General features: G+C 69.3%; 22 protein-coding genes and 1 pseudogene. 12 read left to right on the top strand and 11 right to left on the bottom strand.

The genetic code is table 11. The features are described from left to right. Nucleotides 1–159: 159 nt before the first annotated feature. Nucleotides 160–1,731, bottom strand: coding sequence for an FAD-dependent monooxygenase (locus tag ACIBLC_RS40950; protein WP_399216590.1), 1,572 nt, complete (start codon nt 1,729–1,731; stop codon nt 160–162). Nucleotides 1,732–1,872: 141 nt separating this feature from the next. Between ACIBLC_RS40950 and ACIBLC_RS40955 the strand changes: the two genes are divergently transcribed. The 3 genes from ACIBLC_RS40955 (at nt 1,873) to ACIBLC_RS40965 (ending at nt 4,756) form a co-directional block, all read left to right on the top strand. Next, entirely contained in the window at nt 1,873–2,043 is a 171-nt protein-coding gene (locus ACIBLC_RS40955; RefSeq protein ID WP_399216591.1) for a hypothetical protein, read from the top strand. A gap of 310 nt (nt 2,044–2,353) precedes the next feature. Then, nucleotides 2,354–3,934 (top strand): bifunctional 3-(3-hydroxy-phenyl)propionate/3-hydroxycinnamic acid hydroxylase, encoded by a 1,581-nt coding sequence (locus tag ACIBLC_RS40960; protein ID WP_399216592.1) that lies wholly within the window; start codon nt 2,354–2,356, stop codon nt 3,932–3,934. A gap of 273 nt (nt 3,935–4,207) precedes the next feature. After that, complete coding sequence (locus ACIBLC_RS40965) at nt 4,208–4,756, top strand: DUF1062 domain-containing protein (RefSeq protein ID WP_399216593.1); 549 nt, start codon at nt 4,208–4,210, stop codon at nt 4,754–4,756. A 134-nt stretch (nt 4,757–4,890) separates the two neighbouring features. Here the strand turns inward: ACIBLC_RS40965 and ACIBLC_RS40970 are convergent, their stop codons facing one another. The 3 genes from ACIBLC_RS40970 to ACIBLC_RS40980 form a co-directional block, all read right to left on the bottom strand. After that, nucleotides 4,891–6,864, bottom strand: a complete 1,974-nt coding sequence (locus tag ACIBLC_RS40970; RefSeq protein ID WP_399216594.1) for an acetoacetate--CoA ligase — start codon at nt 6,862–6,864, stop codon at nt 4,891–4,893. 165 nt (nt 6,865–7,029) lie between these two features. Beyond that, nucleotides 7,030–7,980: a fumarylacetoacetate hydrolase family protein gene (locus ACIBLC_RS40975; RefSeq protein ID WP_399216595.1), complete on the bottom strand. Its 951-nt coding sequence runs from the start codon at nt 7,978–7,980 to the stop codon at nt 7,030–7,032. Between the two features lie 33 nt (nt 7,981–8,013). After that, nucleotides 8,014–9,159: a VOC family protein gene (locus tag ACIBLC_RS40980; RefSeq protein WP_399216596.1), complete on the bottom strand. Its 1,146-nt coding sequence runs from the start codon at nt 9,157–9,159 to the stop codon at nt 8,014–8,016. A gap of 135 nt (nt 9,160–9,294) precedes the next feature. Here ACIBLC_RS40980 and ACIBLC_RS40985 point away from each other — a divergent pair, with 135 nt between their 5' ends. Further along, a complete protein-coding gene (locus ACIBLC_RS40985) occupies nt 9,295–9,930 on the top strand; it encodes a TetR/AcrR family transcriptional regulator (RefSeq protein WP_399216597.1) in 636 nt (211 codons plus the stop codon). A 160-nt stretch (nt 9,931–10,090) separates the two neighbouring features. On the opposite strand, the gene ACIBLC_RS40990 is transcribed toward ACIBLC_RS40985, so the two are convergent. From ACIBLC_RS40990 to ACIBLC_RS41000, 3 genes are all read right to left on the bottom strand, one after another. After that, a complete protein-coding gene (locus ACIBLC_RS40990; RefSeq protein WP_399216598.1) occupies nt 10,091–10,444 on the bottom strand; it encodes a VOC family protein in 354 nt (117 codons plus the stop codon). Nucleotides 10,445–10,746: 302 nt separating this feature from the next. Continuing rightward, on the bottom strand, nt 10,747–11,451 hold the full coding sequence (locus tag ACIBLC_RS40995; RefSeq protein ID WP_399216599.1) for a hypothetical protein: 705 nt from the start codon (nt 11,449–11,451) through the stop codon (nt 10,747–10,749). Between the two features lie 114 nt (nt 11,452–11,565). Further along, nucleotides 11,566–13,011, bottom strand: a complete 1,446-nt coding sequence (locus tag ACIBLC_RS41000; RefSeq protein ID WP_399216600.1) for an MDR family MFS transporter — start codon at nt 13,009–13,011, stop codon at nt 11,566–11,568. A 68-nt stretch (nt 13,012–13,079) separates the two neighbouring features. Between ACIBLC_RS41000 and ACIBLC_RS41005 the strand changes: the two genes are divergently transcribed. The 4 genes and pseudogenes from ACIBLC_RS41005 to ACIBLC_RS41020 form a co-directional block, all read left to right on the top strand. Then, entirely contained in the window at nt 13,080–13,730 is a 651-nt protein-coding gene (locus ACIBLC_RS41005) for a TetR/AcrR family transcriptional regulator (protein WP_399216601.1), read from the top strand. Between the two features lie 172 nt (nt 13,731–13,902). Then, the gene (locus ACIBLC_RS41010; RefSeq protein WP_399216602.1) at nt 13,903–14,205 is read left to right on the top strand and encodes an ArsR/SmtB family transcription factor; all 303 of its coding nucleotides are present in this window, start codon (nt 13,903–13,905) and stop codon (nt 14,203–14,205) included. Continuing rightward, nucleotides 14,202–14,597 carry a VOC family protein gene (locus ACIBLC_RS41015; protein WP_399216603.1) on the top strand — a complete coding sequence of 132 codons (396 nt, stop codon included), beginning with the start codon at nt 14,202–14,204 and terminating at the stop codon, nt 14,595–14,597. Before ACIBLC_RS41010 ends, ACIBLC_RS41015 begins: the two co-directional genes overlap by 4 nt. 291 nt (nt 14,598–14,888) lie before the next feature. Next, nucleotides 14,889–15,011: pseudogene (locus tag ACIBLC_RS41020) on the top strand (DUF6204 family protein); the annotation flags it as partial. A gap of 19 nt (nt 15,012–15,030) precedes the next feature. Here ACIBLC_RS41020 and ACIBLC_RS41025 read toward each other — a convergent pair. Both ACIBLC_RS41025 and ACIBLC_RS41030 read right to left on the bottom strand, forming a co-directional pair. Continuing rightward, nucleotides 15,031–16,206: an epoxide hydrolase family protein gene (locus ACIBLC_RS41025; protein WP_399216604.1), complete on the bottom strand. Its 1,176-nt coding sequence runs from the start codon at nt 16,204–16,206 to the stop codon at nt 15,031–15,033. Between the two features lie 244 nt (nt 16,207–16,450). Next, complete coding sequence (locus ACIBLC_RS41030) at nt 16,451–16,936, bottom strand: hypothetical protein (protein ID WP_399216605.1); 486 nt, start codon at nt 16,934–16,936, stop codon at nt 16,451–16,453. On the opposite strand from ACIBLC_RS41030, the gene ACIBLC_RS41035 reads away from it, so the two are divergent. The 3 genes from ACIBLC_RS41035 (at nt 16,935) to ACIBLC_RS41045 (ending at nt 20,379) form a co-directional block, all read left to right on the top strand. Next, nucleotides 16,935–17,363, top strand: coding sequence for an MMPL family transporter (locus ACIBLC_RS41035; RefSeq protein WP_399216606.1), 429 nt, complete (start codon nt 16,935–16,937; stop codon nt 17,361–17,363). The two genes, ACIBLC_RS41030 and ACIBLC_RS41035, sit on opposite strands and share 2 nt — an antisense overlap. Nucleotides 17,364–18,034: 671 nt before the next feature. Further along, nucleotides 18,035–19,255 carry an EamA family transporter gene (locus ACIBLC_RS41040; protein WP_399216607.1) on the top strand — a complete coding sequence of 407 codons (1,221 nt, stop codon included), beginning with the start codon at nt 18,035–18,037 and terminating at the stop codon, nt 19,253–19,255. A 248-nt stretch (nt 19,256–19,503) separates the two neighbouring features. Beyond that, on the top strand, nt 19,504–20,379 hold the full coding sequence (locus ACIBLC_RS41045; protein WP_399216608.1) for an alpha/beta fold hydrolase: 876 nt from the start codon (nt 19,504–19,506) through the stop codon (nt 20,377–20,379). A gap of 152 nt (nt 20,380–20,531) precedes the next feature. Here the strand turns inward: ACIBLC_RS41045 and ACIBLC_RS41050 are convergent, their stop codons facing one another. Further along, complete coding sequence (locus ACIBLC_RS41050; protein ID WP_399216609.1) at nt 20,532–22,646, bottom strand: MMPL family transporter; 2,115 nt, start codon at nt 22,644–22,646, stop codon at nt 20,532–20,534. A gap of 85 nt (nt 22,647–22,731) precedes the next feature. On the opposite strand from ACIBLC_RS41050, the gene ACIBLC_RS41055 reads away from it, so the two are divergent. Next, entirely contained in the window at nt 22,732–23,211 is a 480-nt protein-coding gene (locus ACIBLC_RS41055; RefSeq protein ID WP_399216610.1) for a MarR family winged helix-turn-helix transcriptional regulator, read from the top strand. Nucleotides 23,212–23,261: 50 nt separating this feature from the next. Here ACIBLC_RS41055 and ACIBLC_RS41060 read toward each other — a convergent pair whose 3' ends face one another. After that, the gene (locus ACIBLC_RS41060; RefSeq protein WP_399216611.1) at nt 23,262–25,301 is read right to left on the bottom strand and encodes a hypothetical protein; all 2,040 of its coding nucleotides are present in this window, start codon (nt 25,299–25,301) and stop codon (nt 23,262–23,264) included. Nucleotides 25,302–26,115: the final 814 nt, after the last annotated feature.

A 26,115-nucleotide genomic window follows, 5' to 3' on the forward strand; every position in this document is an offset into this window, starting at 1 on the left:
TCCTCCAACACACCCTCCCCAGCATCACCACACCCCCCATCCTCGCCACCCTCAACAACACCCCCCAACGCGGAGCCCAACTCCACCACCAACTCGACGCACAGCACACGGCCACAGCCGCAGCCACAGCCGCAGCCACAACGCAGCGGGCGGCCGTCCTCAGCTGACCACGCCCGGAAGAGCACACCCCGCGCCCAGCGCCGCCACTCCCCCGCCCTCACCGAAGTACGCCTGTAGAGCAGGGGTCAGGTCGCCGCCCCCTGCCGCCCAGCCGACGTAGCCGTCAGGCCGCACCAACAGCGCCTCGCACGGCAGTCCCGGTACCGGTTCGGCACGCACCACCCGCAACAGCCCGGCCCACGCCCGCGCCTCTTCCTCGAAATCGTCGGCTCTCTCGCCGAAGAGCAGAAGCAGGGGGAGCCCTTTGCTCAGCAGGCCGATCACATCTGTAGGGCCCTCCGCGGTGGTCAACGCGACGTTCTCCAGGAATCGCCCCTCCCACGGCGAGGATTCCGGCCGCCGCGGAGGCACCACCGTGTCCTGGGCACTGACCATCGACGCCAGAACGCCGCTCTCCGCGGACGAGCCCGCCATCAGCTCACGGAACAGAGCGCGCAGCGGATCCAGCCCGGCATCCGGCCGCATCAGCGCAAGTTGAGCCCTCGTGTGGTCGATGACCCGCTGTGCGGCCGGCCGCCGCTCCCGGTCGTACGAGTCCAGCAGCCCTCTGCCGGCCTCACCTCGCACCGTCAACGCCAGTTTCCAGCCCAGATTCATCGCATCCAGCAGACCCGTACTCAACCCCTGGCCACCGATCGGGAAATGCACATGCGCCGCATCTCCCGCCAGTAGGATCCGCCCCTTCCGATAGGACTCCACGAGCCGGCAGAAGTCGCTGAACCTGCTCAGCCAGCGCGGCTCCCCCATCGCGATGTCCCGCCCGGCGATCCAGGACACCTCGTCACACAACTCCCCCAAAGTGGGCGGCTGATGACGTCCTTCGTACGCGCCCGCGCAGTTCAACGTCCGCAGACGCACCCGACGCTCGCCCAGGTCCTTCACCACGATCCAGCCGCGCGGCGTGCGGTGCCATCCCGCCACCAACGCCCCCTCCTCCTCCAATCGCACATCACCCGCCAACGCGGAAACCGTCGCCGGATACGTCCGCGATCCAAATCCCGCCGCGTCCCGCACCCCGCTCCGCGCACCGTCGGCCCCCACCACGAACTCCGCCGACAAATCCACGCGGCCACCCGGCGCGTCCACCTCCACGCGCACCCTCTCCCCGTCCTGACGCACCCGCACGGCCCGATGGCCTCGCAAAACCGTCACGCCCAAAGCACGCGCCCGTTTCTCGAAACTACCTACCAACTCCCCCTGCTCACACTTCAATACCGGCCCCGGCTCCCCCGCCGGACCCGAAATGAGCAACCCCGGAATTCCCGCAAAATGAAAACCCACCGACACGGCAACCCCGCCCGCACCTGCCGCAGACGAATTCCCGTCCGTCAAATCACCCAAATAGCCACGCCTCACCAGACACTGCACAGTCCGCGCATGCACCGTCGTCGCCTTCGGCCACGCGGACGCACCCTCCTCCGCCTCCACAACCACCACATCAACCCCAAATCCCGCCAACTCGCACGCGACCACCAACCCCACCGGCCCCCCACCCACCACCACTACCTGAGCCCCACCCACCACGCCCACCCCCGGAATGGAAATATTCACACTGGCTGAATTGATCACCGCGCACCGGCGCGAACGCCAAAACTATGTACCGGACGACCGGTTCTTTACAACCCCTTCACGAAACTGCACAAGAGGCTTCCGGTACCACTGGATTCAGTGCGGGCTCAACCAGGCGCGAGCTTGATCACCACCAAGAAGGCGCTCAAGATCGAAGCGAAAAAGAATCAAGAAAACACGCCGGGCGCCTGCACGCCGACCGGAGCCTCGGGGTCGAACCCGCGTCACACCACCACCCTCTTGACGATCGAATCGCCAGATCTGATAGTTTCATCATCAAGGCAACGTCGCTAGGAGGACTCCATGTGTAGAACGTGTATGGGCGGAGCCGCTCTCGCGACGCTCCCCCTCTACGGCTGACGTTGTCGGTCAATGGCGAGCTGCTCCAGGACGCACCCTCACCGACATGATCGTCGGGCCGCGCAGGGCCCTCACCGTCCTCGCCCGCTTCCAGACCCTGGACCCGGCGACCTGCTCACGGGCACCCCCGGCAGCACCGCCCTCAAAGCCAAGCCCAAGATCACGACCTCGGACAGCCGGACCGACCTCGACCAGCAGCACGCGCCCGTCACACACACCACGCAGGACACGAAATGAGGCGCCCATGAATGCCGACCCCAACCCGTCACACATTCCCGTCGCCATCATCGGCGCCGGACCAACCGGCCTCACCGCCGCCCTCCTCCTCGCCCAGCACGCAATCCCCAGCATCGTCCTGGAACGCCACCATGACGTCTATCCGCTTCCCCGCGCCCTTGTCGTGGACGACGAGGGGCGCAGGATCCTCCAGGCAGCGGGCGTCGGCGAGGGGTTCGCCTCGATGGCCCGCCCTGGCAACGGACTGCGGCTGCTCGACGCCCGGCACCGGGTGATGGCCGAGTTCCGCCGCGTTGAGCAGGGCCTGCACGGCTACCCGCAGACCAGCATGTTCGAGCAGCCCGCCCTCGAACGACTGCTGCGCGACGCCCTGGCCCGGCACCCGGAGTGCGAACTACGGGGTGGGGTGGAGGTCACCGGCATCGAGCCGGGCACCGAGGGCCCGGTGCGCGTGACGTACCGCGACGACGACGGGGAGCATCACCTGTGGGCCGACGCGGTCCTCGGCTGCGACGGCGCGAACAGCCTCACCCGCGAGGCCATCGGTGCCGTATGGGAGGACCTGCGCTTCGACGAACGCTGGAGCGTCATCGACGTGCGGACGACAGCCGACGTCCGCTGCTGGGAGGGCGTCGACCAGGTCTGCGACCCGGACCGGCCGGCCACCTTCATGCGCATCAGTGAGGACCGCTACCGTTGGGAGTTCCGGCTGCGGGACGGGCAGGAGCCGGTCCGCGAGTTGGTCGCTCCGTGGCTGCCGCCCTCGTACGACGGGGACTTCGAGGTTGTCCGCGAGACGGCATACACCTTTCGGGCCCGTATCGCCGACCGGTGGCGAAGCGGACGGGTCTTTCTCCTCGGCGACGCGGCCCACCTCACTCCGCCGTTCATCGGTCAGGGGTTGTGCTCGGGACTGCGCGACGCCTACAACCTCACCTGGAAGCTCGCCCGCGCCCTCCAACAGGGCGGCGACGAAAGGCTGCTGGACACCTACGAGAGTGAGCGCAAGCCGCACGCACGGCATGTGATCCGACTCGCGGTCGCCATGGGGTGGGCTATGACGGGCGGTCAGGACGGCGCCGCCGCGCTGCGCCGCAGAATCCTGGCCGTAGCCTGCCGTGTACCCGGCCTGACCGAGGCGGTCGGCCGTGACCTCAGCCCGGCGCTGGCCAACGGGCCTCTCATGGGGCGCCGCACCCGCCGGGGTGGCCGCCTCGTGGGATCCCACTGCCCGCAACCGTGGATCGACGCCGACGGACGGCGGACCCGTCTCGACGAGGCGCTCGGCGACACCTTCACCATCCTGACCGCCGCCGACCCCTCGCCCTCGCTGAACGCGCTCGCCCACGGGCTCGGCGTCCGGGCGATCCCCGTAGCCGAACTCCGCGACGATGGCACCCTCGCCGCTTGGCTGCGACGGGGCCGCGCGGACGCTGTCTTGTTGCGCCCCGACCGCGTCGTGCTGGACGTTGTCCCGACGGGCGGCCGGACCTTCCTCGACTCCGCCGTCTGGGCACCGTTTCTGTGCACCACCCGCGTGCCCGTCGAACAGACCGCATTCGCCCTGTCGGGGAATGCCGGGCGATAACCGCACCGCACGCGAACCCCATCGTCACCGGCGCCGCGATCCGGCTCCGGCTTCATCCATGATCCGCCGGACAGAACCTGTCGGTGAGGCGCTCGAAAACCAGTGGAACAGCGTCGCTGTGCGCCACTACCGTGCTGCCGAACCAAGTCGTCCAGTCAAGGACCCGCCGTTGTACACCCTGTGAGACCTCCCGAGTGCTGATTTGTCGCGCGTCGCACATGTGCGCCGCGCTGCTTTTTGCTGCGGACTTCTCACTGAAACCGGTGTACTTCTGTGCTCGAAAACTGGGTGGTCACGCCCACCTGCCTGCCGCTCGTCCTCCGCCGTTGTCACGCGTGCGCGTCCGAGCGCTTCCGGGCAAACGGAAAATTTCGCGTCAACGCACACCACAAGCTCATCGACGCCTGGCTCCTCGCGCTGTGTACCTCATGCGGGGAAACGGCGAAGCTCACGGTCCTGGAGCGGATGAACGTGCGCTCCGTACGACCCGAGCTGCTGGACCGGCTGCATGACAACGACCTCGCTCTGGCGGCCGAGTTGCTCCAGGATCCCCTCGTGCGGCGCCGTAATCGCATCGGCCTCGACTGGGACAACGCCTGGCGCCTCGACACCGGCGGATCGGATCACCTGGACCGAGAGGTGCTCGACGTCTCGGTCCGCTTTGCGGCACAGATCCCCGTCCGGCCGGTGCGTCTGATCGCTGAAGGCTGCCGTCTTTCGCGGGCCGAGGTCGAGAGACTGCTCACGGAGGGGAGACTCGTTTCGGCGGTCCGGCTGAGCGGCAGGCTCTCCGGCGACTTCACCTTCACGCTCAAGCGCTGAGCCCTCCTCAGGACCAGGGGCCTGCCCGGCGTGATCCGCCGGGCAGGCCCCTGGTCGACAAGGTCAAACGTCTGAGAATGACGTCACCGAGCCCTCAACCGCGCACAGTCGGTTGAGGGCGATCTGCGCAGTTGTCATGCGGACCGGTCCCGGTGTTCGGCACCCAGGCGTGCGTAGTACTCGATGAGGTCGGGCTCGTCGACGGCGGCCGGGTTGACGACCTGCTCCACCGGGGCTCCCTGGAGCAGCCGCTTGACCGGGACTTCGAGCTTCTTGCCCGTACGGGTGTGCGGGACGGCCGGGACTTCGAGGATCTCGTCGGGGACGTGGCGCGGGGAGGCTCCGGCGCGGATGGCTTCGCGGATCCTCTCGCGCAGGGCGTCGTCCAGGGTCACCCCGGCCGCGAGGACCACGAAGAGCGGCATCCAGTAGCCGCCGCCCGGCTCCTCCGCGCCGATCACCAGCGCCTCGATGATCTCCGGAAGCCGTTCGACGACGTCGTGGATGTCAGCACTGCCGAGCCGTACGCCGTTGCGGTTCAGGGTGGAATCCGAACGACCGTGGACGATCACCGAGCCATGCCCCGTGACCGTGATCCAGTCGCCGTGCCGCCATACCCCGGCGTACGTCGAGAAGTAGGCGGCGTGGTAGCGGCTGCCGTCGGGATCGTTCCAGAAGTACAGCGGCATCGACGGCATCGGCCGGGTGACGACCAACTCGCCGACCCTGTCGGTGACCGGTAGGCCCTCGGCGTCGAACGCTGCGAGGGCCACGCCCAGGTGGGGCGCGGACAGTTCGCCGGCCCAGACGGGGACGACGGGCACTCCGCCCGCGAACCCGGACACGACGTCCGTGCCGCCACTGGTCGAGGCGAGCTGGACGCGGTCGCCCACGTGCTCACGGATCCACGGGTAGGCGGAGGCGGGCAGCGCGGAGCCGGTGCAGCCGATCGCACGGATCGCCGACAGGTCGTGCACGGACGGGTCGATGCCGAACTTGTCCATGCCCAGAAGGTATTGGGGGCTGGTGCCGAAGAGGGTGACGCGGTGGCGCGCCGCCAGCTCCCAGAGGATGTCCGGCCTGGTGAGCGGCGCCGGGCTGCCGTCGTACGTACAGGCCGTGGCGCCGGTCAGCAGGGTCGAGACGACCAGGTTCCACATCATCCAGTGGGTGGTGGTGTACCAGAGCAGCCGGTCGCCGGGGCCCAGATCCGACTGGAGGCCGAGGGCCTTGAGGTGCTCGAGGAGGACGCCGCCGTGGCCGTGGACGATGCCCTTGGGCAGGCCGGTGGTGCCGGAGGAGAAGACGACCCAGAGGGGGTGGTCGAACGGCACGGGGGTGCAGGTGAGTTGCTCGGTGCGAGTCGACGCGTCTTCCCACGAGACCGCCGGCGACGGGCAGTTCGATGAGAGCCCCGGCAGACCCACGTGGTCCACGAGCACCATGGCTTTCAGGGTGGGCAGCGCGCGGGCCAGGTCGAGGGCGGCCTCGCGGCGGTCGTGGGCGGTGCCGTTGAAGAGGTAGCCGTCGGCGGCGATCAGGACGGTGGGTTCGAGCTGTCCGAACCGGTCGGCCGCCGCCTGGGGCGCGTAGTCCTGTCCGCACACCGACCACACGGCGCCCAGGGAGGCGGTGGCGAGGAACGCGACGATCGCGTGCGGTGTGTTGGGCAGGTAGCCGACCACACGGTCGCCCTGCCCCACTCCCAGTTCGCGCAACGTCGCCGCGACGGAGGCGACCTGTCCGCGCAGTCGCTCCCCGGACACCTCGTAGCCGGCACCGGTCTCGTCCAGAGCGATGATCGCGGGTTCGTCGGAGGCGAGGCCGCGCAGGGCGTGGTGTGCGTAGTTGAGAGTGGCCCCGGTGAACCAGCGGGCGCCCGGCATCCTTTCCTCCGCGAGCACCTTCTCGTACGGAGTGTCCGCGTCGACGTCGAAGTACTCCCACACCGCGCCCCAGAACCCTTCCAGGTCGGTCACCGACCAGCGATGCAGGGCGGCGTAGTCGGTGCCGTCCAGGCCGACATGACGGGCGAAGTCCATGATGCGGCTGCCTGCGACGGTCTGCGGATCAGGCGTCGTGAAGGCGTCCGGGTACGGCCTGGTCATCGTGCGGCGCTCCTCAACGGGCTTTTCTCGACGGTTCGTGGGGACGGGTGGAGGCTGCGTGTGGTGTGCGGGACGGGTGCCCGGGCGGCGGTGAGGCCGGTTGGTCCGCCGCCGATGACGCTGACGGGGGTGCGTGGTGGGTCGGGTTCGGCGCTCACGTGGGGCTCATTGCCTGTCCTGCGCGGTGTGGGTGACGGGCGTGTGCTGCTCGCCGAGGTCGATCCGGCCGTCGGGGGTGGTGATCGTCGCCGTGATCACGTCACCGGAGCGCAGGTATTTCGGGTTCCTGGCCTGGCTCTTGAAGAACGCTTTCCATTTCATGGCGGGTGGCAGGAGGGCGCCGATCTTCTCGAGGGGCTTGGGCGGCGCTTTGAGGGCGGTGCCGCCGGGGGTGCCGGTGAGCAGCAGGTCGCCGGGGTCCAGGGTCTGGAACCGGGCGAGGAGGGTGAGGGCCTGCGCCGGCCGGACGATCATGTCGCTGAGGGTGCTGTCCTGACGCAGTGCACCATTCACCGACAACTTCAGCCGCAGGTCGAGGAGATGGGCGAAGTCGTCCCGCTCCAGCAGCGTCAGGTAGGGGCCGGTCGGCGTGAACGTCGGGTACGACTTGCTCTCGTAGAACTGCGTCTTCGTCAGTTGTACGTCACGCGCGCTGATGTCGTTGGTGATCACGAGCCCGGCGACGTACGACGGCAGATCCCGCTCCTCGACCACGGTGCCCACCGGCAGCGGGGCGCCCATGACGAGGCCGAGTTCGATCTCGTAGTCGAGGAACTTCACGTTCGCCGGCCGGACAATGCTCTCGCCTGGGCCGCTGACCGATCCGGACGATTTGCGGAAGAATGTGGGAGGTATGTCACCGGTGTAGCCCGAATCGCGGGCGTGACTGCGGTAGTTGACCATCTGGGCGACCACCCGGCAAGGCGTTGTCACCGGGGCGAGCGCCACCAGGTCGGTGACCGGCGTGGCCGCTTTGCCCGAGAGGGCTGCCTCTCGAACAGCGGCCTTGTCGGCGATCAGCTCGGCTGTGGTCACGGCCTTGGTGTCGACGAGGACAGCACGGTCGCCTATGACGACCCACCAATCGTCGGCGGTGCGCAGGACGTTGGTACTCATGTCGTTGCCTTCATCAGATCAGAGGGGTGAGGGTCAGGAGTTGGCGGCCTTGAGCAGACCCATCAGGCGCGCCGGGTCCATCTCGTTGTCGCCACGCAGGGCGCCGATGACATCGCGGACCCGCTGCGGCGAAGGGCTCGCGCCGAGGAAGTCCCGGGTGGCGGGCGGCCCCCACTGGGCCAGTCCGCTCGTCGACATGGGGGCCCAGCCGGGCTCGAGGTCGCAGGAGAACAGGTCGCCGTCGGCGAAGTGCTCCAGCATCAAGCGGTCGGGGTCACGCCAGTAGTCGAAGAGCTGGCTGCCCTGGATGTGCCGCCCGATACCCCAACTGCGCTTGTAGCCGCGCTCGTTCAGGTACTCGCCGCCGGCCGCGATGGAGTCGAGGTCCGTCACCTGGTAGGCGGAGTGCACATAGCCGTTACCCGGTCCCAGGTGCATCGCCAGGGTGTGGTGGTCGACAGCCAGGCTGCCCTGGTCGCATCGGATGAACGCCATGGACGGACCGTGCCCACGCTGCCCGTCCAGGAACAGGAAGTCGGACACGATCATGCCGAGCGTGTCCAGATACCAGTCCAGAGCCCGGCCGAACACCCGTGTCTCCAGGACCACATGGCCCAGCCGCTGGATCCGGGACGGCTCCCGCGGCGGGCGCTGGGCTGCGTTCGTACGACGGTGTTCCGTGCCGAAGTTGAGCAGCAACGGCTGCTGTTCCGGCAGCTCGGGGAGCTGTTCGGCGCAGTGCACGACCCGCACCGGGAAACCGGACGGGTCGAGCAGGCCGACCATCTTGCCGCCCCCGGGGACGTCCGCGGCGCGCACGTCGGTGCCGGTGGCTCGGGCCAGCCGGTCCAGGTCGGCCTGTTCAGCCGCGCGGAACGCCGGGCCGATGAAACGGGACGTACGCCCGCGCCGGATCACCATGCAGGGGGATCCGGCGAGCGTTCCGCGCAACCACAGCTCGCTCTCGGTGCGTGCGGCGACCTGGAAGCCGAAGTCACGGGCGAAGACCTCGGCCCGGTCGAGGTCTCGCTTCTCGAACTCCAGCCAGGCCAGGTCCGGCACCTTGATCACGGGATTCCGGGATCTGCCCGGATGCTCGCCGCGCAGGGCACCCAGCTCGCTGTGGAGGTCCTGGTGGGCCGTCTTGACGTCGGCCCCGTTGGCCCGGGTTTCAGACATGGTGCCCTCCGAACGACATTGTCGTAATGAGGAAATCATCAAGTATGACAGTTCTGTCGTCAAGGTGTTCGCGACAGGAAATGATGAATTGATCAGGACTGTGGTCGTCATCGCCCCGACGGTTAGAATCGGCGCATGTCTACGTCAGCCCTGCCCAGCAACCGGTTCGAGCGGCGTCGCGCCGAGACCCGCGGGGCGCTCGTCCGCGCGGCCCGGCAGATCCTCGCCGAAACCGGGGACACCAGCGCGAGTATCCAGGCGATCGCCGAGCGCGCGGACGTCGGCTTCGGCTCCTTCTACAACCATTTCCAGTCCAAGGCGGAGCTGTTCGACGCGGCGGTGGTGGACGCCCTGGAGGAGATCGGCCAGACCTTCGACGAGCGTCTCGCCGGGATCGACGACCCGGCGGAGCTCGTCGCGGCCGGCTTCCGGCTCAGCGCGCGACTGACCACGTCCCACCCGGAGCTGATGCAGGTCCTGCGCCGCCGCGGCCTCGCATACATCCACTCAGACAAGGGCCTGGCCACCCGGGGGCTTCGCGACCTCCAGGTCGGCATCGCCTCCGGCCGCTTCTCCGCCCTCGACCCGACGGTCGCCCTGTCCGCGCTGGGCGGAACCCTGCTGTCCCTGGTGGAGCTGCGATTCGCCCGCCCCGACCTGGACGGCGACGAGGCTGCGGCGAACCTGGCCGAGATGGTCCTGCGCATGCTGGGCGTCCCGCCGGGCGACGCCCACGACGTCGCCCGGCGCCCGCTCCCCGGCCTCGCCTGACCTCTGGCGACGCACACCCCTGCACCGGGCTGCCGGCAGCCCGAGAGTTCGGCCGGCAACCTGCGAGGCTGTGCGGGATTCAGGAAGTCGCCGACGCTGGACGTCGCTCACCGATCAGTCCGAGCCCAGGGATGCGCGCGGCTCCGGCGAGGCGTGAGTGTTACTGGCGTCGCTGGCCGAGGACGCAGAACTCGTTGCCTTCGGGGTCCGCCAGGACAACCCACGATTGGTCACCCTGGCCGATGTCAACACGCTGTGCGCCGTGAGCCACCAGACGAGCCACCTCGGCGTCCTGATCATCAGGCCTGAAGTCGAGATGCAGTCGGCTCTTGACCTTCTTGCTCTCATCAAGACGTACGAAGTCCAATCCCGGCAGGCGATCCGGCTCCGGGCGGATCTCGAACTCGTCGTCGGAGGAGTGGACCACCACCCAACCAAGAGCCTCGGCCCACCACTGTCCCAGGGCCGTCGGATCCACCGAGTGAACGATTACCTGTTCCCATTCCAAGGTCATCCGCAGAGCTTAGACCTGCCAGGGCTTCGAAGAACAGGCACGCAGGGCCACCCTCAAGGGGCTGAACCAAGGAGCTTTCATGGCACGGACCGACGGGCGAGCTACAGAGGAACCGAGGCTGGACAGCCAGCCATGACGGGCCAAGAAGGTTCCTACGGCAAGGTCCTGTTCGCGCCGGAGCGCCCCCAAGAAGCCGAGCGCATCGATGCGGCGGCGCTGGTCTACGACCCTGTCACCACACGTCGCCTGCGCGCTCTGAGCTCAGGGCCGGGCGACCGCTGTCGTTCTCGTGTCAACTCCCGCTAGAGCCCCTCCTTGCCGGTGGCCCAGTACGGCTTCGTGGTGATGGCGCGGCGCGTCAAGTGCCCGTTGTCGGTGAGCGCACGCCGCTGGCGCTGGACGGACTGCGCGTGGCCCAGCAGCAGAGCGCCGTCGAGATCCGCGAACTCGGCGCCGCCGAGGGCACGTTCGAGCCAGGACTGCAGTGCGTCGCCCGGCGCTTCCCGTGCCGGCAGGAAGCGGTACCGGGGCCAGCGGTCGGCGAGGGCCGCGACGGCATCCGCCGGCACCTCGACGGCCACGATGGGTGCGTCCGCGCCCTGGGCACAGGCGTCGAGGGTGCCGAGGGCGCAGCCGTCGCCGACGTAGAGGCGGCGGGTTCCGCCGGCACGCAGCGGCCGGTGCCGGCCGGCCAGCAACGTCATTCGGCTGCCGGCCCGCAGACGGCGGATCCACGCCGTGCCGGGACCTGCGGCGTCGGTGGCGGCGAGGATGCCGATGTACTCGGAGTCAGGGCCACCCACTGTCCGCACCGTGTACCGGCGTCCCAAGGTGGGAGCGACGCGGAACTGGATCTCGTGGCCGGGGTGCCAGCCGCCGGGCGGCGCGGCGGCGCACAGCTCCAATTCGATGAACCCGGGGGCGAGTTCCCGAACGTCGAGCACGTGGGCCGGCCGCCCCAGGGCGGATTCGACGAGGTTGCCGATGACGGCGGGAGCTTGGGGCATGGGGGTCTCCACTCAGTTACGAGTCGGCGGGGCACGGGCAGGAGTGCCTGACCAGCGACGGGGGCATGAGGCCAGCTGTGGGCTCGGTCGGCGCGGATGGGGCCGAGTGCCCGTCTACCGCGCCTGGACGGCGGTCTCCGCGGGCTCGGTTCGCTTCTCTGACGGAACGAAGACGGCGAGGAGAAGCGGGATGGCGCTGAGGCCGACGGTCCACCAGAACGTCCCGGAGAACGCCGAGAGTTCGTCTGCCGCCGTGGTCCCACCGTGGAGCAGGTTCTGGAGGATCACGGCGATGACCGCGACGCCGAAGGGCGCACCGACGCGCTGTACGACACTGAACGCCGCACTGCCACGGGGAGTTTCGTCGTGGCTCAGGTTCGAGAGGGCGAGGGTCATCACCGGGAAGGTGGTGGCGGCGAAACCGAGCCCCTGGGCGAACTGCCCGGCCAGCAGCAGGATCGTGCCGCCGTGTGTGTCCGCGAGGGCGAAGGGCACGGTCCCGACCATGGTCAGCACGACGCCGGCGGATATGACGAAACGTCCGTCGAACCGTGCCGTGAAGTTGCGCAGGACCACGACGAAGAACATCGTGCCGAGTCCCTGCGGAATGAGCAGCAGCCCCGTGTGCAGCACCGTCTCGCCGCGAACCTGCTGGTAGAAGAGGGGAAGCAGGAACGACAGCGCGTAGGTCGTGAAACCGCTCGCGAACGTGATGACGCTTCCCAGCCCGAAGCTGCGCCGTGCGAACATGCGCACGTCGATGAGGGCGGGACGCCGGGCCCGCAGCGAGTGGACCGCGAAGGCGGCGAGCAGCACGGTTCCGATGGCGAGCGGGAGCCAGGCACCGGCGGAGGCGAAGCCGTCTTTTCCGGATATCTCGCTGATGCCGTAGGCGATGGCGACGACGCCGGGCGTGAGAAGAAGGAAGCCGAGGACGTCGAGTCGATTGCCACGCTCTCCGGTGGTCGCCGGCAGCAGGATCCGGCCGAGTACGAGCGCGGCGAGGCAGACCGGCACGTTCACATAGAACATCCAGTGCCAGCTCAGCGACTGAACGATGGCGCCGCCGAGCACTGATCCGAGGATCGGGCCGAGCAGACCGGGAAGCGCGACCGCGGCGGTGGCCCTGTGGATACGTGCCGGGCCGGCTGCCCGCGTGATGATGGAGAGCGTGATCGGCATCACCATGCCGCCGCCGATGCCCTGGATCACCCGGAAGACGATGAGCGCGGGCAGCGAGCCCGCGAGGCCGCACAGGAGCGAGCCGACCAGGAAGGCGCTCACGGCGAACATCCAGGCGTTGCGCGCGCCGAACCGTTCGGAGAGCCACCCGCTCACCGGGATCACCGATACGAAGGCCAGCAGATAGCCCGTCGCGACCCATTGTGTCTGGCCGACCGAGGCGTCGAAGACCTCACGCAGGTGATCGAGGGCGATGTTGACGATGGTCGTGTCCAGGAGCGTGATGAACGCTCCGAGGGCGAGTACGAGGCTGATGAGGTTCAACCGGCGATCGGTCACTGGCGTCGCGACGTGCACGGCCGTAGCTGTTGAGGTCATGGCGGGCACACTACACCGTGCAGTGTAGTAGGTACACCGTCCAGTGTAGGGTGGCTATGGAGGTGCAGATGAGCTCTGTAAGCACGGAGAAGGCGTTGCGCGAAGGGTCCACGGAGAAGCGGACGGCGATCCTTGCCGCGGCACGTGAACTGTTCGTGCGCCAAGGAGTCGACCGCGTCAGCATGGACGCCATCGCGGCCCGGGCCGAGGTGTCGAAGCGCACCATGTACGACTACTTCGGCGACAAGCGGCGGCTCTTCCTGGCCATCCTCTCCGCCGCGTCCGAGTCGCTGCTGGCCACGATGCGCCGGGCGCTCGACGAGCACCTGCCCAAGGACGCGCAGATCACGACGGTGCCCCAACTGGAGGCAGCACTCACGGCGTTGGCGATCGACCTAGGCACGTCGATCGTCGGCTCCCCCGACTACACCGCCGCGTTCGCCCTCGTCGCCCAGGAGCGCCTGCAGACGCCGACGACCAAGGATGACCTCGCGACGGAAGCAGCGGAGGAGGACCTGGCGGAACGCTTCGCCCACTTCGTCGACGCCGGGCTCCTAGACACGGACAACCCGCGCCTGGCCGCCGACCACTTCGGTGCGCTGACCATGCTGCTGGCCTACGAACGTCAGCCGGTCCCCGCCCACGCCGACCCGGAGAAGATCCGCCAGATCATGATCGACGGAGTCCACGCATTCATCCGCGCGTACGCCACGCGCTAGGAACGCGTGATGCGGCAATCAGCACAGGGCGCACGAACACGGGCTTCGGACAACACCGACGGACCCTGACGCCCAGAGCCGCACACCAGGACCCAGAGCCGATCGCGGACCGACCCGGGACGCGGCGTACCCGGACTTGATAGGCAAGTGAAGAGTTGCCTATGGTGTGGTCGTGGCCGACGACCTTTTCAAAGCCTTGGCCGATCCCACCCGTCGCACCATCCTCGACGAGCTCACGGAGAGGTCCGGACAGACACTGTTCGAGATCTGCTCGCGGCTGAGCATGAAGCATCAGCTCGGCATCTCGCGCCAGGGGGTCTCCCAGCACCTCGCCGTGCTGGAGGCCGCCGGGCTCGTCGAGACCAGGCGAGAGGGCCGCTACAAGTTCCACGACCTGAACACAGCCCCGCTGCGGCAGATCGCGGAGCGATGGCTCGTGCCCGACACATCCGGACCAGAGGAGAGCGCCCCGTGAAGATCCACCTGACCAGCGTCTTCGTGGACGACCAGGCCAAGGCCCTGCACTTCTACACCGAGATCCTCGGCTTCGTGAAGAAGCACGACGTCCCGGTGGGCGAGACGGACCGGTGGCTGACCGTCGTCTCACCCGACGAGCCCGAAGGCACCGAACTCCTCCTGGAGCCCGCCGGCCACCCGGTCGTCAAGCCATTCCGCGACACGCTCGTCCAGGACGGCATCCCACTCGCCCAGTTCGCTGTCGACGACGTGAAGGCGGAGTACGAGCGCCTGCGCGGCCTCGGCGTCCGCTTCACCCAGGAGCCCCTGGAGATGGGCCCCGTCACCACCGCCGTCTTCGACGACACCTGCGGCAACCTGATCCAGATCGCGACAAAGCCGCCGCAGTAGGCGGTCGGCCCGGCGTGCGGGGCTCGACGGCGGCGGCGACTGGGTCCACGCCCTGGAATTCACCGGCCCGTGGGTACGACTCCGGGCACCCTCCTGACTGACGCCTCCGGTGGGGCGCGGTCCTCGGAATCGTGGATCGGCGCCGTTCGCGAACAGGGCGAAGCTGCCCGTTTCCTGGCTTGGCCGGGTGACTTCGGCCCCGACCGAGGCGACCATGGAGGAAGCCCACCTCGCCTCGGGTGCCGCGCTCGAGGAGTTTCGCCGGTGACGGGGACGGCGGCACGTACGTAAGCTCCCGGCTCAGCAAAGGCTTGGCTGACGCAGCGCGGGTACGGCTGCGAAAACCTCCGGTCCAGTGCCGAGGACCTCTCCCGGGCGCCCCTGGGCAAACGACAGCGCCGCGCCGCCGCGCAGAGACCCTCCGGCCGTGTCCTCAGCCCGTCGGCGCCACCCGGTACGGGCGGAAGAACGCGCGCAGCTCCTCGGCGTAGAGCTCGGGCTCCTCGAACGGTGCGAAGTGCCCGCCGCGCGCGTGCTCGGTCACGCGCACGACATTCGCGGTGCGCTCGAGCCAGGCCCGCGGCGGTCGGAGGATGTCGCCGGGGAAGAGGGAAAACCCGGAGGGCACCTCGACGCGCCGGCTGAGCTGCTCGGGCGGGATCGCGGAGTTCGCGCGGTACATGCGCATCGACGAGCCGATCGTGCCCGTGAGCCAGTAGAGCGTGAGGTTGGTCAGGATCTCGTCCCTCGTGAAGCTCCGTTCGATGTCGCCGTCACAGTCGCTCCAGGCCTGGAGCTTCTCGACGATCCACGCGGCGAGTCCGGCCGGCGAGTCGGTGAGCCCGACGGCCGCGGTCTGGGGCTTCGTTCGGTGGACGGCGGCGTAGGCACCCTCACTCGCGCCCCAGGCCGCGACGTCCGTGAACCAGGCGCGCTCCTCGGGCGTGAGATCGGCCGGGTCACCGGCGTGGACGGGCAGGCCCCCGTCCATGCGGTGGACGGCCACGACCCGGCCGGGGTGGTCGAGCGCGAGGTAGCGGCTCACGTGGCTGCCGATGTCCCCGCCCGCCGCCCCGAACCGCGTGTAGCCGAGCTCGCTCATGAGCTCGGCCCAAAGTCCGGCTACGGCAATGGAGTTGAGCGGCGGGCCGGTGGGGCGGTCGGAGTACCCATAGCCCGGCATGTCCGGAACGACCACGTCGAACGCGTCGGCGGGGTCGGCGCCGTACGCACCGGGGTCGGTGAGGAGCGGGATGACCTTGGAGTAGCGCCAGAACGAGTCCGGCCAGCCGTGGCTGAGGACCAGTGGCAGGACGGGCCCGGTCGGCGCGACAGCCGGGGCATGCACGAAGTGGATCCCGAGGCCGCCGATCCGGGCGCGGAAGCGGGGAAGCCGGGCGAGCGCCGCCTCCTGCGCCGGCCAGTCGAACCCGTCCGCCCAGTAGGCGACGAGCTCACGAAGGTAGGTGATGTCGGTCCCGAGCGACCACCCGGCGTCCTCAGGCGCGTCCGGCCAGCGTGTCGCGCGCAGCCGCGAGCGGAGGTCTTCGAGCGCCGCGGGCTCGGTCTGCGGAATGAACGGCTCCGGGCGAGGGGATGCGTCCGACATGGCACGCATGCTAACTCGACGGGCACAGCCGCCGACGGCTTCGGCGATCTCTGACGTCGGCCTGTGGATGCGTTGGCCGTCGCCATCCCGGTGTGCGCGGCAGCCAGGGCTGGCACGTCGTTTGCGCATTCACCGACCAGCGGCTGTCCAGTCGTCCCGGTGACCGCATCCTCGATGACGACCGGAGCAGGCTCGGCAGAGGCTGTGAGCTGATGTCCTGGGGCAGTTGGAGCCGGCACGACGGTCAGTGCACCAGGTCCACTCCAGTGAGATCACGGCTGAGGTCCCACAGGCGGTTCGCCGCTTCGGGGTCGATCGCGTGCGGGGATACGCCGGTGGACGGTACCGGCGTGGTGCCGTGCCGCCGCGGATCGTTCTCTGCGGACACGGCGACGGAGGCGATGTTGTTGTCCAGGCAGTAGACGCCGCCCTTCCCGTCCAACTGGGGACTGACGGCGCACCAGACGCTCGTGGAGGCACCCTGCTGGACGGTCTTCTTGCCGGCGTAGGGGTCGATGACCGGGTTGCCGTCGTCGTCGATGAGTCCCAGCCCGCGCAGCGCCTCCGGGGTGGCCCATCCGCTGAGGTTGGTGTCGATGATCGAGCCGGGGTGCGCGGAGAACGCGCGGACGGCGTGTTCGGCGCCGAGTTCGTCGAGTCGGCGGGCGACCGGACAACTCATCGGCATCGACACACCAACGCCCTTGCCACCGTTCGTCACCGTCCTCATGTTCGCAGTCCTGTTCGGCCTGTCGATGGACTACGAGGTCTTCCTGCTCAGCCGCGTGCGGGAGTCATGGCTGCGGCACGGCGACAACGCGAAGGCCGTCACCGACGGTCTGGCCGGTACGGGGCGCGTCATCACAGCGGCGGCGGCCATCATGATCGCCGTGTTCCTCGCGTTCGTGCCGAGCACCGAGATCGTCCTCAAACTCATCGGGGTCGGCATGGCCTCGGCCATCCTTCTCGACGCGACCCTCGTCCGGATGGTTCTGGTGCCGGCGACCATGCACCTCCTTGGCCGGCGCAACTGGTGGATACCTCGCTGGCTCGACCGCCGCATGCCCCAACTGCACGTCGAAGGCCGCCCCGAACATGTGGAGTTGGTCCAAGGGCACGTGTCCGACACCGATATCCCTGCGGCCACGGCGCGCTAGAGGGGCACCGCGGGGGTCCGCCAGCGACGTGCCAGCCGTACTCGGCGCCCGACCCATGATCGGGCGCCGATTCGTGTCATGGCAGGCCGGCCTCCGCTTGCCGGCACCAGCGCGGGCCGATGGACCGGATTCTCGCCGCCTTCGCGGGCCGGATCCTCAAGTAGCCCCCGTGCAGGGCGACTCCGACGGACCGGTCGCGCCGTAACACCCACATCTTCTTTCGAACCGTAGAGCCATAACTCCCGTTGTGGGGGTACCACATGGGACTCCTACCCCGTCCGTATGCGGCGACCGTTCTCCACCGTCCCGACCGCTCCGGCTGCCCACACCCACAGGCGGCCTGAACGGCGGGTGCACACCGGCACCGGCCAGGTCTCACCTCCGCCCTCCAAGCCCTCAGCCGCCCCTCCGCCCCACGGCACAGGAACTGCGTACTCAATGATCAATGCTGGACAGACCGTTGACGGCTTACCCCCCACGTTCGACAAACGCGGTCTCACCTCTCTCAGGGTCACACTCCCGAGCGATGCCGTGCGCCTCCCGGAGGGTGGTGCACCACGTGTTCGCCCGGACCGCCGCGACACCGCCCGCGTGATCGGCGGCATTCCGGCACCCGCCGTCCCGCGGCAGTCTGTCGTGGCCCGGCCGGCCACCGACGGCGGTGCGCACGCATGAAATCCAAGTTCGACCCGTTGTCCGTTGCGGCGATGACGGTCACCGTCGTCGCCATCTCGGCCACCGCCCCGCTCACCGCCGCCGCCACCGCCTCGCCGCTCGCCATGGCCTTCTGGCGCAACTGCCTGGGCTTCGCCGTACTCGGCCCCCTTCTGTTGCTCCTGCGCCGCCGTGAGGTCGTACGGGTCGTACGCGGCGAGCGGACCATCCTGCGCCGGGAACAGTGGCGCCCCCTGGTCTTCGGCTTCCTCGCCGCCACCGCGCTCGCCCTGCACTTCGCGGCCTTCATGACCAGTACCCGGCTCACCTCGGTCGCCATGTCCACCGCGCTCGTCGCCACCCAGCCCGTCTGGCAGGCCCTCATAGCCGCCGGCCAGGGCGTCAAGACCTCACGCAGGACCCAGGTCGGCCTCGCCCTGTCCGTCGTGGGAGCCGCCGCGGCCGCCGGCCTCGACATCAGGTCCGGCGGCACAGCACTCCTGGGTGACCTGCTCGCCCTCGCCGGAGCCATCGCCCAGGCCGGCTACACCGCGCTGAGTGAGAAATCACGCGCCGACGTGAGTACGCCCCTCTACTCCACCTTCACGTCTCTGGTCTGCGGCCTGGAACTCCTCGCCGTCTGCTGGCTGGCCGACATCTCGCTGACCGGTTTTGACAGATCCACCCAACTGTCGCTGCTCGGGCTGCTCCTCCTCCCTCAGATCCTGGGGCTCGGCTCACTCAACTTCGTCCTCGGCAGGGTGTCAGCGACAACGGTCAGCGTTCTCCTCCTGCTTGAGACACCTGTGGCCGCACTCGGAGCATGGTGGCTGATGGACCAGGGCATCGAGCCCGCGACCGTGCCGGGGCTCCTGCTGATCATCGTCGGCGTCACCGTCGTGGTGACGAGCAGCGCCCAGGAACAACCCGCGGCGGAGCCAGGCAGGCATCGCAGGGGTTCGCCACCGTACCCGGCCTACGCCCCGCGCATCCCTCAACCGCCCCTTACATCAGTACAGTTGACATACCGTCAGGAGGCTCCTCGCGATCCCCGGGTGGACTGGGCCGACCCCCCCTACATCGAAAGCCCGACCATCAGGTTCAGCTACCACGGCGCGGGCGCCTTCGACACCGTGCACCTCCGCAGACCACACCCGTCGGAGCTGGAGGGAGACGGACACCAGCCGGCCTTCCACCAACCCACCGACGAGCTGGCCGATCACAGCTCACAACGCTGACCGCCTCGGGGGCACGGACTGCCTGCGAGCGGTCCGCGCCCCGACGGGGACGGTCACAACGTCTACGACGACTCGGTGTTCCACATGCGGAACATGGCACCAGGCCTCCACCGCCGCCCGGTGGCGAGAAGCCCTTCCGACTGCCCCAGCTCTCCGATCTAACCACCTTGGAACATTTGACAGGTTAGCTGTCGCATGCTTCGCTGACGTCATCGGCTAACCACTCACATGACCTCAAGGGGTTAGTAATGTCAGCGATACACCACCGCACCACGACGATCGACGGCCACACCGTCTTCTACCGCGAAGCGGGCCCGCAGGACGCTCCCACCGTGGTGCTCCTGCACGGCTACCCGACCAGTTCGCACATGTTCCGCGGGCTGATCCCAGCGCTCGCCGACCGGTACCACGTGATCGCACCGGACCACCTGGGGTTCGGATACTCGGACGCTCCGGCGACCGAGGAGTTCGACTACAGCTTCGACGCCCTGGCCACTGTCACCGACCACCTGCTCGAACACCTCGGTGTGCACAGGTACTCGATCTACGTGCAGGACTACGGCGCCCCCGTCGGCTGGCGACTCGCCCTGGCCCACCCGGAGCGGATCACCGCGATCATCACCCAGAACGGCAACGCCTACGAGGCCGGGTTCGTCGACTCCTTCTGGGCGCCCCTGTGGGCGTACTCCGCGAGTCCCGGCCCCGACACCGAGCCGCCCGTACGCCAGGCCCTCGGCCTCGAGGCGATCCGCTGGCAGTACCTCCACGGCGTGCCGGACACCAGCCTGGTCAGCCCGGACGCCTGGTCGCACGACCACGCCCTGATCCAGCGCCCCGGCAACGACGCCGTCCAGCTCCGCCTCTTCCGCGACTACGTCAGCAACGTCGAGCTGTACCCCAGGTTGCATGAGTACTTCCGGACCAGCCAGGTCCCGCTGCTGGCCGTCTGGGGCGCCAACGACGAGATCTTCGGCCCGGACGGCGCCCGGGCCTTCACGTACGACCTGCCCGACGCCGAGGTCCATCTGCTCAACGCCGGGCACTTCGCACTCGAAAGCGACCTGGACACGATCGCCGGGTACGTCCGCGGGTTCCTGGGCCGCGTCGACGGCGCCCGCGAATGAGGCGTCACGGGGCCCTGGGCGAGCCTCTGCCTTGCCCGAGTTCACCCCGGCCGTGAACTCACCGAACAGGCGGTTCGCCGTGGGTGAGCTGAACCGGCGCTCCCAGTTCCGTCCTCGCGATCTGTGAGACACGGCCGAGCCAGTCTCTGACCCTATTTACTCGCCGGGTCCATGGACTCGTCCTCCAACTCCGAGTGCCGCCCAACGAGTCCACTGGGCCACCAGACGGCGGGCCCGATGTCCCGTACCAGGGCCGGGACCAGGAGCGAGCGCACCACGATGGTGTCGAGCAGGACGCCGAAGGCGACGATGAAGGCGATCTGTGCGAGGAAGGCGAGGGGAATGACGATGAGAGCCGCGAAAGTGGCGGCCAGTACCACCCCGGCGGAAGTGATGACACCTCCGGTGGCGATCAACCCGCGCAGCATGCCCTGCCGCGTACCCAGACGCGAAGTCTCCTCGCGTACGCGTGACATGAGGAAGATGTTGTAGTCGACTCCGAGAGCGACGAGGAACACGAACCCGTACAGCGGCACCGAGGCGTCCGTCCCGGAGAAACCGAAGCCGTGCTGGAACACAAGTCCCGCGATACCGAGCGTCGCCAGGTAGTTCAGCGCCACGGTGGCGACCAGGAGCACGGGCAACAGGAGGCAGCGCAGCAGGACGATGAGGATGGCCAGGATGATCGCGAGCACGACCGGAATGATCAGCTTCCGGTCGTGTTCCGCGGTGCGTTGGGTGTCGTACTGCTGGGCGGAGTAGCCGCCGACCAGTGCGTTCGGGTCGGTGGCGTGCAGTCGGTCGCGCAGCGTACGCACCGTGTCCTTGGCCGTGTCGGTGTCCGGCGCGGCGGTGAGGACGGCGTCGATGCGTACCCGGCCGTCCGCCACCAGTGGGGCTCCGCCAGGCCGACCCGACTCGGTCACGGCCTGCGCTTCGGCGACACCTTCCGTCGCCGCCACGGCGCGCGTGACCGCCGTACGCCGGTCCGCGTCGGCGATGATCACGACAGGCTGGCCGGATCCGCCGGGGAAGTGCTTGCCGAGGGTTTCCTGTGCCGCGACGGACGGGGCGTCGTTGACGAACAGTTCGTCCAGGGGCACGCCCTTCGACTGAAGCGCGGGGAAGAACGCCGCCCCTGCGACGAGCAGGGCGACCGTGACCATCCACAGTTGCCGGGGGCGCGTGTCCACCCAGTGGGCGACGCGCCGCCAGATCCCGTGGCCGCCCGTCTCCACGTCGGCCGAACGGGGCTTGGCGGGCCAGAAGGCCACCTTGCCCATGAGGGCGAGCACCGCGGGAAGGAACGTCAGTGTCGTCAGCAGCGCACACACGATGCCGATCGCCCCGACAGGCCCGAGCGCCCGGTTGTTGGTCAGGTCACTGAGCAACAGGGCGAGCAGCCCCAGGGCCACGGTCGCGGCGCTGGCGGTGATCGCGCCGAAGGATCCGCGCAGCGCCGCCCGGGCGGCCTGGAACCGGTCGTCGCTGCGGGCGAGTTCCTCGCGGAAGCGCGCTGTCAGCAGCAGGGCGTAGTCGGTGGCGGCGCCGATCACGAGGATGGACAGAATGCCTTGAACCTGGCCGTCCACGCGAACGATGTCGTGGTCGGCGAGCACATAGACGATGGCGCAGGCGATGCCGAGCGCGAACACGGCACTGATGATGATCGTGAAGGGGAGCAGGACACTGCGGTAGACCAACAGCAGGATGAGCAGAACAGCCGCCAGAGCCACGCCCAGCAGGATTCCGTCGATGCCCGCGAAGGCGTCGCCGAGATCGCCCTGAGTGGCAGCGGGGCCCGCGATCTGGACGCGTGTGTCGGGCACGTCACCGGCGGCCCGCTCCAGTTCGTCCAGCACTTCGCCGAGCCGCTCCCCCAGGTCCGGACTCAGGGGGACTACGCCTTCCAGCGCGGCTCCGTCCTGCGAGCGCAGCGCCGGCGATGGCTCGCTCTCGACTCCCCCGACGGTGGCGAGCGACTCCAGGACTCCGGTGGCGGCGTCCTGTTGGGCCGTGGAGACCTCACCGCCGTCATCGGCGGTCCAGACGATGACCGCGGGCAGGGTCTCCCGCTGGTTGAAGGCTTCCTGCTGTTCGATGACCTTGGTGGACTCGGCGTTCCGCGGCAGGAACGCCGCCTGGTCGTTGGTGGACACCTCTCCGAGCTTCCCGGCGTAGGAGCCGAACGCTCCGCCGAGGCCGAGCCAGACGATGACGAGAACGAGGGGGACCAGCCATCGGACCGGTCGGCGCACGGTGTTCATTCACTTCCCAACGGACGCGGGCGGAGCAAGCAATATATCTCAAGGAGAAAGTATCTCAACCATTGAGAGATATTATCCTTGTCGCATGCAGCCCAACAGTTCGGAGAGCCGCGAAGGCCCCGCCAGCGACCTCCAGGCCTACGCTGTCCTGCTGCGTACGCTGAACAGCGAGTTCAACCGGATCGCCCACGCGTTCGCCCAGGCCCACGAACTGCACACCACGGACGTCCACGCGCTGGCCGCCATCCTGGACGCCTCGGCGAACGACGGCGAGCCGATGACGCCCTCCCGCCTGCGCGAGCGCCTCAACCTCACTTCGGGGGCCGTCACGGCATGCCTGGACAGGCTCGAGCGCGCCGGCCACATCAGCCGCACGCGCGAGAGTGCCGACCGCAGGGTCGTTCACCTCTCCTACAACAAGGGCGCCCGTGCGCTCGCCCGCCAGTACTTCAGCCCGCTGGCGCGCAGTACCGAGGCCGCACGGCAGAAGTTCACCCCCGAGCAACTGGAGACGATCGCGGCCTTCCTCCGCGCCCTCAACAACGAGTTGACCGACGAGCGCTGAACCGGCGCCCGTTCGTGACCGACGGGCGCCGGGGCGGGCCGCACCTCACCTCATCGAGGGGCCTGGACCTCGCCGCCCTCGGGGAGGCGTCCGACGACCTTGGCGTCGATGTCCTCGGGGGCACGGACGGCGAGAAAGCGTCCGCCGACCGTCGCGCGCAGCGGGCCCGACGCCTCGATGCGGCCAACGGACCTACTTCCGGCGGCCAGCAGGTACGGGGATCCGGACGGGGCCCGCCAGCCGACGTCGGCCAGCACGTCCTGGCCGAAACGGCTGCACTCGGCGGTGTTCTCGCGGACACCGGCCGGACGGGCAGCGCCGGTGCCAGGGCCGAGGAAGAGATACTCCACACGTCCCGGGCCGCGCCAGGTGTCGGCTCGTGCGCACACCCACGTGGCCTGTCCGGCCCGCTCCGGCAGATCCTGCTGGGCGAACACCCAGTGGTTCACCGCGCGTACGCCCTGTCCGCGAAGTCCGTCCAGACGGCAGGCGGTTCGGGCCCAGCCCCGCAGGGCATCCGGGCCGGTGGCCTCCCTGGGCGGACGCGGCCGTGTCCCCGGCTCCGGCGGCGGCATGTAGGTCAGATGCACGGGCGACATGCCGCCGAGGTCGGTGAGCAGGAACGAGTGGTCCTCGACGATGCGCGATGAGGACCGCAGCTGCACGACCGGCCAGGTGCGGCAGTCGCCGCCCGTCGACGGCACCGGAAGGGGTCCGGTGAGACCGCTGTCGGAGCGGGTCACGTCACGGGCCGGGGTGTCGGGTGCCAGCAGGTCCCGGGTGCCCGCCTCGGCGATCCACGGCGCCAGCAGAAGCCGTACGGACTCAGGAGTGCGGGAGACCACGACCGCGGCGGCGGTCGTCACGTCGGCGCCGTCGGTGAGGTCGGACAGCAACTCGGGGGTGCCGTCGCCGCGGAGCGGCTCGCTGTAGCGCACGGTGGTCAGGTCGTCGTGGAGGACGACGACCGCGCGTCCGTCGACGTCGTCCGCGAACAGCAGCTGCGGCGCCCTGCCGGTACCGGTGGACGCCGCGCCCGGTTCCGCCGAGCGCCGCCCCTGCCAGGCCGGGTCGGACCAGGCCAGAAGGGCGCGCTCGAGCAACGCTCGGTCGCCTGCCCGCCGACCTCGGGCGGGCCAGGCCGTGAAGTCGACCCGAGCCGTGTCCGCCCAGGCGTCGGCGGAGGTACGGCGCAGCAGTGCGGCGTTCGTCGCGTCCGACTGCTTCCGGTGGCGCACGCTGTCGGCGGGGTGGTCGGTGCCGTCCGGGAGGGAGAGCACGGTGATCCCGACGAAGGCGGCCAGCAGCACGACGATCGCGGCGGAGCGCACACGGTGCCGGCGGCGGAGCAGGTCGGTCGGCCTGGCGTGCAGCAGGCACGGGTCGAACTCCGGGGCGAGCAGGACACCGGCCGGTGTGCCGGCGTCCTCACCCCCGCCCGCCGCCGGTGACCGGGGTCCGGTCCCCGCGGTGTCCCCCTCCCCCGTGCGGCTGCCGGCCGCCGGGGTGCGAGGGCCGCCCATGGCGACGAGCCGTCGCCCGTCCAGGAGGGCTTCTCCGGGCTCGGGCACGCCGGCGTCCCGCAGGACTCGGGCCGCCTCGTCGGCGGACAGTTCCTCGATCACGAGCAGCGCGACGGCCGCCCGCACCGGCCAGTCGGCCTCCGCGAGGGCCCGGTCCAGCGCCAGTTCCTCGGTGCCTCCGGACTGTGGGAAGACCCGCAGCCCCCACACCGTGGGCAGCGCCGGGCGGCCTGCCCACGGCCCCCACGGCCGAGGGAGCCGCAGGGGCCGTGCGTCCTGGCCCATAGCTGCCCTCAGTACGCGCGCCCGCAGAGCGGCGTACTCGTCCGAGGCCACTTTCCGTGCGTCGATCGCTCGACGCTGGCCCGGTATGACCAGCCTGCGACGGGGCAGCGCCCGCTGCACCACGCCGTGCGCGGCGAGGACCCGCCGATGGCGGCCCAGGCTGCGGGGAAGGGTGATGTAGACCAGTCGAACCAATCGCGCGTAGTGCTCCATGAGCGCGGCTTCCGCGCGCTCCACATCGAGCACGCGCGGCTCGCTGTCCGGGATTGTCGGCCGACGCACGAACATGATCGCTTCGCCCTTTCGGGGGTACGAGGGAGATCTGTTAGTACGGTCAAACGAGTGATCTTCCCCGCCGTCACCCCGGTTGTGCGAACCACTTCCCCGTGAAACACGGTTCTGGGCCGAGTTCATCGAGAACCGGCGAGGCGCCGGCCGTGCGCGGGTGGCATCACACGGTGTGCCGCCACGGCTCGCAGTGCTCGTACGGCCGCGCGGCGGATCTCGGACCGCCTTCACGCGTTCGACGGTGTCCGTGGACGGGCCCGGCGTCTTCGCGTGGTCGGCCAGGGAGCCGGTCAGGTGGCCCGGGGGCGCCCAGCGTGGCGGCGAACTCAGCGTCCCCGTGTCCCCGTAAGGGATACGGCGGCCGTGGGCCTAAAAGTGCCGCAGGGGTCCTGGCCTGCTCTGCCGGGCGCGGGTCACGGGCGGCAAGAACGGGCTGATCGACTTTTCCCTCATCCGGCAACGGCGCTCGCGGGCCGACCGGCATGACCCGCGCCCGCCGAACGCCTCGCTTTCGGCGAGGCGTTCGGCGGGCAGAAGGGAACCGCACCGGGTGCCCCATGGATTAGCGCGGCGCGCGATGTCCTGACCGCTTCCGGCCGTCGGACACCGCCGCAACGCGCACCGCGGAGACCAGGATTGTCAGGACCGCCGGTTGATCCCGGACAAGGTGCCTGACCTGGTCGAACGCCCCCTCGGGGAGAGGGGGCGCGCGCTCAGTACTGCTCGGTCTCCACGAAACCCGCGTCCACGTCGTCGTCGGCGCCGAAGGCGTCGGCGGCGGCGGTCGGGTCGAATCCGGGCGGGCTGT

The sequence above is a fragment of the Streptomyces sp. NPDC050535 genome (assembly GCF_044457665.1).
GTDB lineage: Bacteria > Actinomycetota > Actinomycetes > Streptomycetales > Streptomycetaceae > Streptomyces.